Annotated in this window: 15 protein-coding genes; 9 read left to right on the top strand and 6 right to left on the bottom strand. The window is 36.7% G+C overall.

Going from position 1 to position 13,776, the window contains the following annotated elements; all coding sequences use genetic code 11:
* Positions 1-12: 12 nt before the first annotated feature.
* From SOLCA_RS07440 to SOLCA_RS07430, 3 genes are all read right to left on the bottom strand, one after another.
* Positions 13-618 carry a YciE/YciF ferroxidase family protein gene (locus SOLCA_RS07440; RefSeq protein ID WP_014679827.1) on the bottom strand — a complete coding sequence of 202 codons (606 nt, stop codon included), beginning with the start codon at positions 616-618 and terminating at the stop codon, positions 13-15.
* Between the two features lie 112 nt (positions 619-730).
* Complete coding sequence (locus SOLCA_RS07435; protein WP_014679826.1) at positions 731-1,648, bottom strand: KGG domain-containing protein; 918 nt, start codon at positions 1,646-1,648, stop codon at positions 731-733.
* Positions 1,649-2,093: 445 nt separating this feature from the next.
* Positions 2,094-2,387 (bottom strand): hypothetical protein, encoded by a 294-nt coding sequence (locus SOLCA_RS07430; protein ID WP_014679825.1) that lies wholly within the window; start codon positions 2,385-2,387, stop codon positions 2,094-2,096.
* A gap of 300 nt (positions 2,388-2,687) precedes the next feature.
* On the opposite strand from SOLCA_RS07430, the gene SOLCA_RS07425 reads away from it, so the two are divergent.
* Entirely contained in the window at positions 2,688-3,308 is a 621-nt protein-coding gene (locus SOLCA_RS07425) for a DUF4142 domain-containing protein (RefSeq protein ID WP_014679824.1), read from the top strand.
* A 123-nt stretch (positions 3,309-3,431) separates the two neighbouring features.
* Here the strand turns inward: SOLCA_RS07425 and SOLCA_RS07420 are convergent, their stop codons facing one another.
* Together SOLCA_RS07420 and SOLCA_RS07415 are read right to left on the bottom strand one after the other, a co-directional pair.
* Positions 3,432-5,573, bottom strand: coding sequence for a catalase (locus SOLCA_RS07420; RefSeq protein ID WP_014679823.1), 2,142 nt, complete (start codon positions 5,571-5,573; stop codon positions 3,432-3,434).
* Between the two features lie 64 nt (positions 5,574-5,637).
* A complete protein-coding gene (locus SOLCA_RS07415) occupies positions 5,638-5,889 on the bottom strand; it encodes a hypothetical protein (RefSeq protein ID WP_014679822.1) in 252 nt (83 codons plus the stop codon).
* 480 nt (positions 5,890-6,369) lie between these two features.
* Between SOLCA_RS07415 and SOLCA_RS22750 the strand changes: the two genes are divergently transcribed.
* The 8 genes from SOLCA_RS22750 (at position 6,370) to SOLCA_RS07390 (ending at position 11,586) form a co-directional block, all read left to right on the top strand.
* Positions 6,370-6,537, top strand: a complete 168-nt coding sequence (locus SOLCA_RS22750) for a ferritin family protein (protein WP_081479981.1) — start codon at positions 6,370-6,372, stop codon at positions 6,535-6,537.
* A gap of 31 nt (positions 6,538-6,568) precedes the next feature.
* Positions 6,569-6,769 carry a hypothetical protein gene (locus tag SOLCA_RS07410; protein WP_042479491.1) on the top strand — a complete coding sequence of 67 codons (201 nt, stop codon included), beginning with the start codon at positions 6,569-6,571 and terminating at the stop codon, positions 6,767-6,769.
* A gap of 167 nt (positions 6,770-6,936) precedes the next feature.
* On the top strand, positions 6,937-7,518 hold the full coding sequence (locus SOLCA_RS07405) for a YciE/YciF ferroxidase family protein (RefSeq protein ID WP_014679821.1): 582 nt from the start codon (positions 6,937-6,939) through the stop codon (positions 7,516-7,518).
* A 287-nt stretch (positions 7,519-7,805) separates the two neighbouring features.
* Entirely contained in the window at positions 7,806-8,174 is a 369-nt protein-coding gene (locus SOLCA_RS23440; RefSeq protein WP_217166183.1) for an NAD(P)/FAD-dependent oxidoreductase, read from the top strand.
* A 23-nt stretch (positions 8,175-8,197) separates the two neighbouring features.
* Positions 8,198-9,385 (top strand): FAD-dependent oxidoreductase, encoded by a 1,188-nt coding sequence (locus SOLCA_RS07400; protein WP_217166181.1) that lies wholly within the window; start codon positions 8,198-8,200, stop codon positions 9,383-9,385.
* Between the two features lie 42 nt (positions 9,386-9,427).
* Positions 9,428-9,649 (top strand): hypothetical protein, encoded by a 222-nt coding sequence (locus SOLCA_RS07395; protein ID WP_014679820.1) that lies wholly within the window; start codon positions 9,428-9,430, stop codon positions 9,647-9,649.
* 286 nt (positions 9,650-9,935) lie between these two features.
* Positions 9,936-10,133 (top strand): hypothetical protein, encoded by a 198-nt coding sequence (locus SOLCA_RS23090; RefSeq protein ID WP_014679819.1) that lies wholly within the window; start codon positions 9,936-9,938, stop codon positions 10,131-10,133.
* A 571-nt stretch (positions 10,134-10,704) separates the two neighbouring features.
* On the top strand, positions 10,705-11,586 hold the full coding sequence (locus SOLCA_RS07390; protein WP_014679818.1) for an HD domain-containing protein: 882 nt from the start codon (positions 10,705-10,707) through the stop codon (positions 11,584-11,586).
* A 112-nt stretch (positions 11,587-11,698) separates the two neighbouring features.
* Here SOLCA_RS07390 and SOLCA_RS07385 read toward each other — a convergent pair whose 3' ends face one another.
* A complete protein-coding gene (locus tag SOLCA_RS07385; protein WP_042479489.1) occupies positions 11,699-13,747 on the bottom strand; it encodes a hypothetical protein in 2,049 nt (682 codons plus the stop codon).
* Positions 13,748-13,776: the final 29 nt, after the last annotated feature.

Raw genomic sequence — 13,776 nt, 5'->3', positions numbered from 1 at the left:
GAAAAAGAACAATTATCTACTACTTTGTTCTTCAGTTTCATAAGCGTCATCATTAATATCCATTGCGATTTCGCTTAATAATTTGTCAGTAAACTCTTCTTCCTGTAAGGTGCGTTCAAGCAGATCAGCGACTTTATGTAGACCTAAAACATCTGCCAGTTCACTTACTGAACCGTACGATGCAATTTCATAGTGCTCTACTTTTTGAGCACCTATGATTAAAGCTGAATCTCGCACAGGACTTTCCTCAAACTCTAAAATTATTTTCTTGTTTTCCTGGATAAGTCCTTCCATTGCCTTGCAACTTTCGCCTGTTTTTTCAATTCTCAATTTAATGAAGATCTTTTCAAGGCGTTCTACATGCTTTTTGGTTTGGTCTAAGTGTTCTAGAAAAGCATCTTGTAGTTCTTCATCGTTGCAAGCTTTTGCCATTTCAGGCAATGCCTTCGTTAGTTGCATTTCTGCACTGTAAATATCGTTTAGCTGGTGCTCCAGCAGTCCACGGAGTGAATTATGGTTATTAGCTAAACTTTTTGTAGCTGATGGATCTTTGTTTGCCATTGAACCACCTGTAATATCATTTACAGCGTTTGTTTCAGAGATTGACTTTGTTTCCATGATTTTGGGTTAAAAGTTTTAAAAAGTAATAACTGGCCGTCGAACTATGTTGTTAACAACGGCGGCCAGTTGGTTTATTGATTAGTACTGCGCCTAATTCAGTATTCATAAATCAATAGCGTGATGAACTCCTGTCTCTGCCTCTTCCACCTGAGCTTGAAATAGATCGGCCAGAACCTGATGAAGATCTTCTTCCTCCGCCCGAAGCACGACCACCCATACTGGCAATTCTGCGTACTTCATCACGATCAATAGAAGCAAACCCACGGCCTCCGCCTGAACTTCTACGTCCATTGTCTGATAAACTTCTGCGTCCATTGCCAGATGAAGAAGAATAACCACGGTTTGAACCGCGTCTTTCATCATCTCTACCTGAGTATCTTCCAGAATCATCACGTGACCTGTAGCTTGAATATCCGCGACTTCCTGATAAGCTACGACCACCAGATAAACCTCTGCTACGGACAGATGCACGACCACCCATGGAAGCAATGCGTCTTACTTCATCACGATCCATAGATGCAAATCCTTGGCCGCCTGACCTTCTGCCTCTGCCACGTCCGCTGCTTGAGGACCGACCCATTCCTTGTCTGCCTCCTCTTGAGCTGCCACGATCATCATCCCTACCACTGCTGCTTCGTCCGGAACCAGAACCAGAACTACTATCTCTCCGGGCTCTGCCTCCCATTGAAGCAATACGTCTTACCTCATCACGATCCATGGAAGCAAATCCTCTGCCTCCTGAACCACTTCTTCTGCCTGACGATCGGCGACCTCTGTCATCGTTATAGTCGTCATCTTCTTCCCAGTCTTCATCATATTCACCTTCAAAATCATCGACTTCATCATCCCAATCATCTTCATATTCATCATCATACTCATCTTCAAAATCATCGTCGTATTCATCTTCATCGTAGCCTACGTCTGACCCATAGCGACCTTCATCTGAATAACGTCGACCTTGATCTCCACCTTGATAATTACTTCTCCGGCCTCTTGAATAAAGTCTTTCATTTCTTTCAGTTCTCATAATAATAAAAAGTTTAAAGGTTCATTGATACCATAAATGATTCAAAGGCCAGACCATCAACCGATTCCACACTATTCACATATGAGAAAATGATTCAACGAAAATGCACTGGATTATTATTTATTAGTCAATAGTTAACAGTACTTAGCTTTTGAGAAAGGAGCTGGTATATAAGTAGTGATTTTTTATTGATTAAATAGATGATACTAAACTGATGTTCAACCACTTAAAATCAAATAATGGGGCGTAAACAACAAATTAAGGAAGATATGTCACAATGATGTGTAAACTAATTATCTATCGGCAGTTAATAAATGATGACGCAATAATGTGTTCTGTAAAAAAAAGCACCGGAACTAATGAGTTACCGATGCCATAAGAGAGCGTAAAAAAATAATGTTTTGGAAGCATAACAAACACACACCAATTCCTTAGACTCTTCATTTTAAGAATCATCACTCTCGTCATTTTGCTGAGGATTATCTTGTTCAGCAAAATCTTCATCATCACTTTCTTTAAAACCAGTATCGTTATCACCTATAGGTTCATTCCAGATAGGGTCTTCCCTCGTAGGATCATTTTGTCCAGGGTTCCGACGTTCAGGTTGAGTAGGGTCGTTTTTTCTTGGATCCTGTTCGGGTCTGGTTTCAGGTTTGTTTTGTTCAGGATTTTGGTTTTGATTTCCTTGTTGATTTACTCCAGCCTTGCCGGTATAATCATTTGTGTTTTGTTCATTCATGTTATTACAAGGCAGAAAAATAATGCCATAACAAGAAGCGTTCAATTTACCGTATACCAAAAGTAAACATCTGATAAACAAAGGATTAAACTACACAAAAAGGGTATCAGGATACCCTAAAAATGTAAAAGCTTGTGATAGATATATCAGCTAAATCAGCATCCAATAACCATTTATCCAAAATTCGAATGAACTGTTAGCATTAAGTCTTTTAACACATTATTATGGCATAATAGTTTCACTATCAGCCTATCTATACGTTTAAATAGAAACTTAATTAAAAACCAAAAATCACTTCTGATGAAAAGTAGAATATTGGTGGTAGCCACTGTAGCAGTGAGCTTAGCCTATGTTGCCTGTCAGCAGCGGGGCGACAAAAACAACAGAAATAGTACAGATTCAGCTGGCTTTGATACCATGACAACAGATACAGTTACGAGGGATCATACTTCAACAGATACATCATACAATACCATGAGTGGTCCGATGAGAGACGATGCCGAATTTCTGGCCATGGCTTATGGAGATGGTCTTTTTGAAATAGAAGCTGCTAAGCTCGCTCAGAAAAATGCATCATCAAATGAAGTAAAAACATTAGCCAAAACAATTGAAACAGATCATATGAAGGCTAATGATCAGTTATCAGCACTTGCCGGAAAAAGTAATGTCACCTTGCCAGTTGCATTAACAGATAATAAACAGTCGACATACAATGAACTGGCTGCAGTAACAGGAAAAGAATTTGATAAAAAATACATCAAAGAAATGGTTAAATGTCATGAAGATGCTATAGATGCTTTCGAGAAAAAAAGCAAAAATGCAAACAACGCTGAAATTCAAAACTTCGCTGTAAAAACAATTCCGGTATTAACCGCTCATAAAACAAAAGCAGAGGTAATAAAAGAAATGAATAAAATGTGAGTCGAGTCGTGAGTCGGGAGTAATTATTCCAAGCAAGAAACTCCGAACTCAAGACTCAAGACTAAAAAAACCATGAACTATGATCCATGAACCATGAACTAAATAAAAACTCCGAACTCAAGACTAAAACGTTTCCCTTTCCCAAAAACGATGATTAGCAACCGCTTCAATAAATGAATCTGCTACCCCATTGGTATCACCGTCTTTAATAAGGATGACACCCATATCTTCTTCTGCAAATACTTTGATGTTGGTTAATTCCGGACGATCTATTAAACCGAATGGAATTGCAATGGGTTTACAGTGCGTGTAAGCTTCCTTAATGAATTCAAGAACCTCTGTTTGATGTAGAAAAGAAGGATTGCTATTATCGAATACGAATGCAGCATCAAACAGCACAGAGGATGTGGTTAGAAAGTTAAAATCAACTTTAATTATGTTGTTTTCGTTGGTATTGATGGTTCCTAGATTTGATGATACTATTTTCACCAGCGCCTTTTCTGCCGAAAGGCGTTCTTTAATAGCATTTAATGCTACGCCATCTACACCATTGCCTGCTATTAGAGCAATTTTACGCCCTTTGATAGTATTTTTAATCGTAAACTCCATACTTAAAGCCTGCGACTTGTCGGTAGCTGAATTAACAGATATTGGTTGATAATCTTCAACAACCATATCGGCAGGAATACTTTCATTGATAGGATATAACGGTTTTTCAGGTACAGGCATGCCAAGACCCTCTGCAACGCCGTTTGCCAGCTCTGAGTTAACTAATGAAAGTAGCCCAAGCATTCGGTTTTGAATATCCTTAAGAACAACTTTGCCCAGTTCGAACCTTAGCGCTTTAATAATATGATTCTTTTCGGGCTGCGATTGACTATTAAAAAATAAGGTAGCCTGGCTAAAATGATCGAAAAAGCTTTTACTGCGATCTCTTATTTTAGGGGCATCTATGTGTTCAGCATGACTGGCAAAACCACCCTGTTGAATAGTCGTTTGAAATGGGCAACCACCACGGATAGAGTTGGGTTGATAACTGGTTTTCCCTGAATTGATCATATGACGCATATGTCCGTCGCGCTGATTATTGTGAATCGGAGCAATGGGTCGATTGATCGGAATCTCATGAAAATTTGCACTGCCTAAACGCGACAACTGGGTATCAGTATAGGAAAATAAGCGTCCCTGCAACAAAGGATCATTGGTAAAATCAATACCAGGCACCAAATGTCCCGGGTGAAAAGCAACTTGCTCCGTTTCTGCAAAGAAATTTTCAGGATTTTTTGTTAGCGTAAGCTTTCCGATTATTTCAACAGGCACAAGTTCTTCGGGAATAATTTTAGTAGGATCTAACAGGTCGAAACCGAAATCAAATTCCTTCTCTTCCGGTACTAATTGCACCCCTAACTCCCATTCGGGATACAACCCTTCTTCGATGGCTTCCCACAAATCTCTGCGATGAAAATCCGGATCTTTTCCCGAAATTTTTTGTGCCTCATCCCATGCCACCGAGTGAACACCTAATAAAGGCTTCCAGTGAAATTTCACAAACGTAGAAACCTTGTTCTCATTAATGAATCTAAAGGTATGAACACCAAAACCCTCCATACGGCTAAAGCTTCGTGGTATAGCCCTGTCGCTCATAGCCCACATGATCATGTGCATTGATTCAGGCATCAGTGAAATAAAATCCCAAAAAGTGTCATGTGCAGTGGCAGCCTGAGGAATTTCATTATCGGGTTCACCTTTGGCGGCATGAATTAAATCCGGAAACTTAATAGCATCCTGTATAAAGAAAACAGGCATATTATTACCTACCAAGTCGTAATTTCCTTCATCGGTGTAAAATTTAACAGCAAAACCTCTTACGTCCCTGGCCAGGTCAGTAGAACCTCTTGAACCAGCAACAGTGGAGAAACGAACAAACACCGGAGTTTTCTTTGAGGTATCATTTAAAAATGCCGCTTTAGTATATTGCTTCATGGATTTATAAAGCTCAAAATGCCCATGAGCTCCGGCTCCTCGGGCATGCACTATTCGTTCAGGAATCCGTTCATGATCAAAGTGCATGATCTTTTCCCTGAAAATAAAATCTTCCATTAAAGTAGGGCCTCTGTTGCCTGCTTTTAATGAGTTTTGATTATCATTAATCAGCGTACCCTGATTGGTCGATAATTGTTGTTGTTCAGCATTTTCTGTATCAGGTATCAGGTCTTTAGTTTTATCTGTACTTGATTGGCTGGTTTTTTTTGATGGCTTTTGCATAGCGTAAGAATTAGTTGGTTTAATAACAGTTCTTAGCTATTTTCAAAAAGATTGCCACCGTTTTTTATGAATTGTCTTTTTCTTCAGATTTTTCCATAACCTCTTTTTCTTGATCTGCAGTAAAGACAGGATGCTCTTGAAAATCGTCACTACCTGCTTTAAAAATACTATAATCAGTCATTAATGGTTTTTCTGTTTCCGGAGGCAATACATTGTTCCAACCTTTTTCTTCAACATTTTCTTGTGAGTTGGTATTGGTTTGAGAAGAGCCCGTATTATCCTTGTCCATACCTGCTCTAAAATCTTGCGTGTTCATAATCTTATTGCTTTAATTAATCGATTAATTCAAAAAACAATGCCAACTCATACATAGAAATATGGAATCAATAATTCAATAGTGAATTTTTCTCAACTGATGTAGCCCTAAAATAAGTAAGAGAATCTACGCTTTTCTAAGTCACTGTACTGAAGATGATTATTAAAGAATACCTAATAGAAACGGAATCTTAATTGAATTTTTCGATCAAAATATTCAAACCTCTTTTTTATAAAATAAGTCGGCATATGATAATGGTTAATATTTTCTACAATACAATCTGGTAGCATTTATTGCACATATGGGGGAACAACTAAAATATATTAAATTATTGATTATGAGTAATATACACCCCAACTGTCACGCGTTTTTAAATAATTTTCAGGATTTACTGGCATTAATTTTTCCTTTTTACTGGTGTAAGAATTAATAAAAATGGAATATATATATGACCAGCAAATTTCTTTATTAAATAGTTGAATGGAAATTAATTATGATAGAGCTGAAGGATATCACAAGGCATCTGAAATAGTGGATGAAGATAACTTGAAAGCCCTTTTTGCCAAGTTAAGTAACCAGAGTTTCAACTTTGCTGAAGAATTAACTGAATATGTTAACCTGATGGGGGGGCGAATGCAACTACGATAATTCCAACACAAGCAAGGGCTACAGGATTTGGTTGGATGCCGGAACTCTTTTTATTGGAAAAAGCATTAAAGAACTACTTGAATGTTGTGAAATGGCTGAAAAACGCGGTACATATGATGAGGATTGCTTTATGCTATCACTGGAATGTATTGCAATTGTACAAGAGCAGCAGGCTTATTTAAAAATTGCCCATCAGAAAATTCAGATTCTGAGTGAAATTTATAAAGAATAACCCTTATTTATTGGTAAATGCAGCACAAAGAATTCTATAATTATTGAGGTTAAGTCAGCAACCAGAAAAGTAATATCTGTTAATACTGCTTTTTCTAAATAAGCCGCTAATTACTCTAGGGCATAATTTTAGATACATAATAACAACAAACTTAAAATCAATTAATTATGGCAACAACACAAGTAAGAGGCAAATCTTCTATGAAAACCGCACAAGCTGTTGGTAAAATTGGAGGCAAAACTGAGAATAAAATGAGTAAATCTGAGTTTCATCAATTTTTTATTGATGAGCTAAAGGATATTTATTGGGCTGAAAAACACCTGGCTAAAGCTCTTCCTAAAATGAAAAAGGCATCTACCTCTCCAGAACTGGCAACTGCTTTTGAGAAACATAGTAAAGAAACATCAGATCATATTACCAGGCTGGAAAAAGTTTTCGAACTATTAGGAAAAAAAGCAACCGGTAAAAAATGTGATGCCATGGTAGGACTGGTTACTGAAGCCGAAAGTATATTAAGTGATACAGAAAGTGGTTCAATGGTTAGGGATGCCGGTTTAATTCTGTCGGCACAAAAGGTAGAACATTATGAAATTGCCACTTATGGAACGCTTAAAACATTTGCGGCAAACATGGGGCACAATGATGTTGTTAAGCTTTTAAACGAAACACTTGAAAATGAAAAAGCTACAGATATAGCTTTAACCAAAATAGCAGAAGGTTATATTAATAAAAAAGCAAGTAAAGAATAATCGGCTTATAAATAAAATAAGACCCACAAAGTTTATACAGTTGGTGGGTCTTATTTTTTCCAAAATTACATCCAAAAGGATCTTCTTAAAATAGCTATCAAATTCAACTCCTTGAACATGTTTATTAACAAATTGAGCAATACCTTCCAGTTTTTCTAAAATAATCAACGATTAGTAGAGCTATTTTCACAGCACAACTAATTATTTATCAAATAATTAGTTACAAACAAGGCATACTTTTAGATTATACTATCCAAGTATCTCCTAAATGGATACTATTAAATTATATGGATAGTTCAAATGCAAGTCGTGATGATTATTTAACATCCGGAAAGAATGTCTCCTTCTGGATTTCATCAATTGCACCATTAAAATTCACACCTGTTTCGGCTTCTATGGAAACGGAAGTAGTGATTATTGGTGGAGGCATTGCCGGCCTATCGATTGCCTATTGCTTAATAAAATCGGGAAAGAAAGTGATTGTTATTGAAGATGGTTATATCGGGAGTGGTGAAACTGGCAGAACAACAGCACACATCTCCAACGCATATGATGATCGTTATTTCAATATTGAAAAATATCATGGAAAAGAAGGTGCGCAAATAGTTGCAGAAAGTCACACAGCTGCAATCGAATTTATAAAAAAACGATTTTAACAGAAGAGATCGATTGCGATTTCATGGAGATTCCTGGCTACCTTTTCCTTCATCCGACGGATACCATTGAAAGTTTGCAGAATGAACATACGGCCACCTTAAACGTGGGGATAAAAACCGAATTGTTAAATGAAGTACCTGGTATCCCTTATGAAAAAGGTCCTTGTCTAAAATTTCCATCACAGGGCCAATTTCATCCTATGAAGTACTTACAGGGTCTATGTAAATCGATTTTATTAAATGGCGGCCAGATTTATACTGAGTCGCATGCAGGTAAAATTGACGGTAACTATATTGAGATTAACAATTTCAAAATTAAAGCAAACCAAATTGTTGTTGCCACTAATACGCCCATAAATAATCTATTTACTATTCATACTAAGCAGTTTCCTTATCGAACTTATGTTATTTCGCAAAAAATCCCTAAAGGCAGACTTCCTTATGCTTTATGGTGGGATACCGGCGACCAGCATTCAGAGTGGATCACCCACCCTTACCATTATGTACGATTACAGCATTTTGATGATAATTATGATCTATTAATATGTGGTGGCGAAGATCATAAGACGGGACAGCCCGAAAGAGAAAAAAAAGATGCCGACGAGCGATACATAAACCTTGCAAATTGGACTAAACAAAGGTTTCCTGAATTGGAAGATGTTCAGTTCAGATGGTCAGGTCAGGTTATGGAACCATTAGACTTTTTGGGTTTCATTGGAAAGAATCCAGATAGTGCGAACGTCTATATTGTAACAGGAGATTCGGGAAATGGAATTACTCATGGCACTATTGCAGGCATTCTTATCAGTGATTTGATTAACGAAAAAAGTAATCCGTGGGCTGATTTATATTCACCCAACCGAATTAACATGAAAGTTGTAAGTGATTACTTACATGAAGTCAGTAATATGGTATTCCAATATGCAGATTATTTGCATAAAAGCGAGATTAGTTCAACCATTGAACTTGATTTTAACAAAGGAGCAATTATTAATCATAACGCTCTAAAAGTTGCAGTTTACAGGGACTTAAGCGGTCAGCTTCACGCATTTAATGCAATTTGTCCGCATTTGGGATGTTTATTAAAATGGAATGATGATGAGAAAACATTTGATTGCCCTTGTCATGGTTCAAGATTTACCAATTTAGGAGTGGTAATCAATGGACCTGCTATAGACGATCTTAAACAAATTGAAGTTAGAGATCTGTAATAGTTTAAACCCGAATAAAAACGTTTCATAAAATAATAGATAATGAATACAAAACAACTAATAACACTTGGAGCAGGATTAGCTACAGGGGTTGTAATATGGAGGCTGCTTAATACTGAAAAAGGTCGTGAGCTGGTGGATAAACTAGGTGAAAATTTAATGCAAAATCTGATGGGAGGTAAGACTAGCGAGAAAGAAACTGAAACCCCAGCTAAATCTAAAACCGGAAATATAACCGGGGAAAACATGCAGACAACAGGTTGATAAATGCAAAAATCTAAATTTGATGCATTTGGATATAATACACTCACCTACTGATTTTACTAATCACTTACAAGACTCACTATCCTCGATGTGGGTCTTTTTTTCTTACTTACTTTTGACCGGACAGTAAATCTTACCAGTTAGATTTTAATATTTCTCTGCTAAATCCGCCTCATTTAAGGAAACTATATCTACATATTTGGTCTAAAAACAGGTAAAATAAGTCAAATCTTAAATGGCATAATTCTTTCACTACATAAAACAATTAAACACCAATAAATTAATTATGAAAAGATACTTTCTGGTAATAGCAACTGTAGCAGCTTGTTTAACCTATATTGGTTGTTCATCTCACAAGGGGGAGAATAAAACCAACCCCAATGATTCATCCAACTATATCAATCCAAATATGAATTCAACGGATAGTGTTCCTCCTCCAGATACGACAAAACGAGATACTTCACGTAAAGATTCGATCCGTTAAAAGGTATAGGATTTATCTGAGATAATAATTTGCAAATTTATTGAAGTCGGGGTTACTTCATGCGACTTTTTTGTATATTGTATTTCCTATACTATAAAAAAGTTATAGGACAAGTAAACCGAACAAGAATACATTTATTTGTTTGTTAACTATTACTAATTTATTCTGATGTCAACAATATTGTTCTGTATTTTCGGCGTACTTGTAGCCTATTTTATTTTACGTTATATTCTTCATATATCTACTAAAGATGAAGATAGAACTGGATAACGTTTTGAACAAGATTTATAAAAAATCCCTGCGGGGTGCAGGGAGTAAGTAAGTTAACAATATTCTGCTCTTCTTAATAGTGATTGATACCTAACGGTATACAATTAACATACCATTTAATCAACTGTAAGTCAGCTAATTATCCATACAATCTTTGCAAAACAATATAATTCAGAGGGTAATGACATTGCTTATTAGTGACACTACACCTGACTTCTTCTTTTCTACGCCTGTTTCAACCTTCGGTCTTTTAAGGAATAAAATCCTATAATTGAGCCTAGCTTTACAACCTATTTTTATAATGTTATATCTAGATACAATTTACGGAGAAATAGAAATTGAGAAACTGTTATCATCGTTAATAAATACCAAACCTTTTCAACGTTTAAAAAACATACATCAAGGTGGAGCTATAATAATTGCTAACTCTGCTCTCAATAATACCCGGTTTGAACATTCAATCGGAGTTATGATATTAATAAAGAAACTTGGAGGCAGTATCGAAGAGCAGATTGCAGGTTTGTTGCACGACATTTCACATACTGCTTTTTCTCATTTGATTGATTATGTTCTGGAGCTTGATGATGAAAATTATCACGAACGTATATATAGCGATGTAGTATCCCATTCAGAAATTAAAATCCTATTGACTGAGCATAATTTAAGTATTGAAACTTTCCTGGATTTGGAAAAGTTTACCATTCTGGAATATCCTCTTCCCAGCCTATGTGCCGACAGAATTGATTATGCTTTAAGAGACCTTTATAAATTAGAATTAATATCAAAAGAAGATATAAACTGGTTTTTAGAGGGATTAACATTGAGTAGTAACAGAATTGTACTGAAGGATTTAAAATATGCTAAATGGTTCAAAGAAAAGTACACTTATTTAGTTGAAGAATACTTCAATGGAAAACAGAATAGCGAATCAAATCAATTTATGAAGAGCCTGATAAGAAACTATTACGATGCTCAATTAATAACAAAAGAGGATTTTGATAAGGATGATTTTTATCTCCTATCAAAAATTGAAAAACTCGCTAATGAAAATATTTATGAAATGTATAATAACTGGCTTGCTAAGGATACTGATAAGCAGCCGTTAAAAACAAAGAAACGAATAATAGACCCCGAAATACTTTTAGGGCAACAAATTGTAAAACTCTCCCAAATAGAACAATAGAGATCCCCGTTTTTGAAACTCGTCTACTCAACCAGCAGCTGTAAACTACTATATTTCAATCCAATGTAAAAAGTCCCTTCTAACGGTTAAACCGAAAGAAGGGACTTTTTTATTATAGTGTAATTGTTAAGTCTTCTCCTGATTTAATAAAATACACTTTCTTTTTACCATTTTGGATCACATCAATTTCAATCTCATCCTTTGTTTTTCGTTTAACAGTTAAATCAAAAACTGTATTAAAGGCTCGAATATTTTTTAGCGACATAAACGGCCAATTTTGAGGTAAGTGTGGGGTCATTTTAAATTGGTTTAATCCAGTAGGACGAATTCCGAATAAACCTTCGGTATAAATGCGACAATAAAGACCGCTTTCTGCAGATAAATGACGCTGATTCCCTTCCGGAAAAGCCTCAACAGGATAAGGAACATGTTCTCCTAATAACCGTCGCTGCGAGTAATATGTTAAATAGTCCATTGATTTTTCGGTTTCCCCGGCAGCAAGCATACCACGTAGTGCATACAATGTTGATCGGTCCCAAAAGGTTTTATCTCCAGCTTGAGTGGCTAATCCATCAGGAGTCCATAAACGAGTGGAGCGTAATGCATCAATGGTTTCCTTTTTACGATCCAAAATATCGACGGTTAACGGCAAGCAAATCCATGAACGCAGCACCTCATTTTCCTTGTAATAGCGGTAGGTATTAAATCCTTCTACTTTAGCACCAAAGTAATTCTCAATAGCATTTTTTAGCGTTTCAGCTTTGCTACGATAATTCAATGCTATCTTAGTATCAAGATGCAAGGAGGTACTCAGTAAAGCTGCTGATAATAGCGCATCGTAATACAATGTGCTTGTGCACAAATTTGCTTTTCCGGCCGGAAAACGTCCTTCGAGTTCATCACTATCAGAAGCAATTACTCCTTCAGCGTTTTTCTTACGGTCGCAATATTCCAAGCACCATTCAATTAATGGCCAAAGTTGTTCCGCCGTTTCTTTTTTGCCATAAGTTAGCGCAAAACGAGCTGCACCATACGCGATCATTGCCTGATCTCCCCTATCTCCGGCTCCATTCCAGTAATCATCTCCTTCGGCTACTATGGAACTTGGAATTGGCTTATACGATGGATTCATATAACCGGCGAACAATCGGTACGAATTTATGGCCGATTGGCTGGCCAGGGAATCACCTAACATACCAAAGAATGGATTTACATATTCTGCCTGGTCATTGGCCCATATAGCACCATAATAAGATAAACCTCCAGGTGCATGCATGGGTCCGCCCTTCGTTAAAAAAATACTCTCAGTCGCCCTTAACTTTGCAAATGCAAAAGATGTGTTTAAAAGCATATCAGGTGTTTGCAGTTGCAGTAAAGAACTTAATGCCTTAACCCTGTTTTTTCTGGCAAGCTTCTCGGCTTCCACATTGACCTGTTTTTCTATTGATCCATTTTTTACAGCCTGGTATTCAACTGAAAAAGAAACTGAATCTCCCGGCTGAACCCATTTAAGACCATTATTGATTGTTTTACAAATAAACGAATGCGGGCCATTTACACTACGGGAAGTATCAGTTTTCAATTCGCGAAATGCATATTCCATTTCCAGTTTAACGGGTTTTGAATCCTTATTAATAAACACAAAGGTTTCAATTGCTAATGGCTTATCAACAGATGGATACAGATATCGTTCAAGAAGTAATGTTCCCTCCTTTTTCAGCTTACTACCTATCTGCATAATTCCATACTGATAGATACCTGTTGTTTGTTGAGGCAAATTGCTGAAATGACGTCCGTTGATGATATCTTCCTTTAACGGTTTGCCATCGATAAAGAATCTTGGTAAATCCTGATCTTTAACTGTGTACATGAAACTGGCATGCGTATCATTAGGTTTCATGCGAAAGGAAGGAAAAACCAATGTTCTGCTCAATTGAAATCGGCCAGTAGTATCAACGGTATAGTTTAACCAAACGGAAACCTGTTGCCCGCTCATTTCAATGTGATCTGTGTGAGGAAGTTTTGATTTTTCGATATTCCAGTAAATGCTACCGTTAGGTTCAATTCTCCATCTGTTCTCAGTAATTTGTGCGGTTATCCTGGAATTACTCAAAAAACACACGACAACTGAAAGGGAACATAGCTTAAACAGTTTGGTCATTTTAGATTGGTTAAGTAGTGTCATTCAAA

Source organism: Solitalea canadensis DSM 3403 (genome assembly GCF_000242635.2).
GTDB lineage: Bacteria > Bacteroidota > Bacteroidia > Sphingobacteriales > Sphingobacteriaceae > Solitalea > Solitalea canadensis.
This window is presented reverse-complemented; position numbering and strand designations above follow the sequence as displayed.

What these genes read in the sequence shown, in the direction of transcription:
- SOLCA_RS07400 (WP_217166181.1), top strand. Translation starts at nt 8,198, where the DNA reads ATGGAGATTCCTGGCTACCTTTTCCTTCATCCGACGGATACCATTGAA.
- SOLCA_RS07430 (WP_014679825.1), bottom strand. Translation starts at nt 2,387, where the DNA reads ATGAATGAACAAAACACAAATGATTATACCGGCAAGGCTGGAGTAAAT.
- SOLCA_RS22750 (WP_081479981.1), top strand. Translation starts at nt 6,370, where the DNA reads ATGGAAATTAATTATGATAGAGCTGAAGGATATCACAAGGCATCTGAA.
- SOLCA_RS23440 (WP_217166183.1), top strand. Translation starts at nt 7,806, where the DNA reads ATGGATAGTTCAAATGCAAGTCGTGATGATTATTTAACATCCGGAAAG.
- SOLCA_RS07425 (WP_014679824.1), top strand. Translation starts at nt 2,688, where the DNA reads ATGAAAAGTAGAATATTGGTGGTAGCCACTGTAGCAGTGAGCTTAGCC.
- SOLCA_RS07420 (WP_014679823.1), bottom strand. Translation starts at nt 5,573, where the DNA reads ATGCAAAAGCCATCAAAAAAAACCAGCCAATCAAGTACAGATAAAACT.
- SOLCA_RS07405 (WP_014679821.1), top strand. Translation starts at nt 6,937, where the DNA reads ATGGCAACAACACAAGTAAGAGGCAAATCTTCTATGAAAACCGCACAA.
- SOLCA_RS07385 (WP_042479489.1), bottom strand. Translation starts at nt 13,747, where the DNA reads ATGACCAAACTGTTTAAGCTATGTTCCCTTTCAGTTGTCGTGTGTTTT.
- SOLCA_RS07415 (WP_014679822.1), bottom strand. Translation starts at nt 5,889, where the DNA reads ATGAACACGCAAGATTTTAGAGCAGGTATGGACAAGGATAATACGGGC.
- SOLCA_RS07390 (WP_014679818.1), top strand. Translation starts at nt 10,705, where the DNA reads ATGTTATATCTAGATACAATTTACGGAGAAATAGAAATTGAGAAACTG.
- SOLCA_RS07435 (WP_014679826.1), bottom strand. Translation starts at nt 1,648, where the DNA reads ATGAGAACTGAAAGAAATGAAAGACTTTATTCAAGAGGCCGGAGAAGT.
- SOLCA_RS07440 (WP_014679827.1), bottom strand. Translation starts at nt 618, where the DNA reads ATGGAAACAAAGTCAATCTCTGAAACAAACGCTGTAAATGATATTACA.
- SOLCA_RS07395 (WP_014679820.1), top strand. Translation starts at nt 9,428, where the DNA reads ATGAATACAAAACAACTAATAACACTTGGAGCAGGATTAGCTACAGGG.
- SOLCA_RS23090 (WP_014679819.1), top strand. Translation starts at nt 9,936, where the DNA reads ATGAAAAGATACTTTCTGGTAATAGCAACTGTAGCAGCTTGTTTAACC.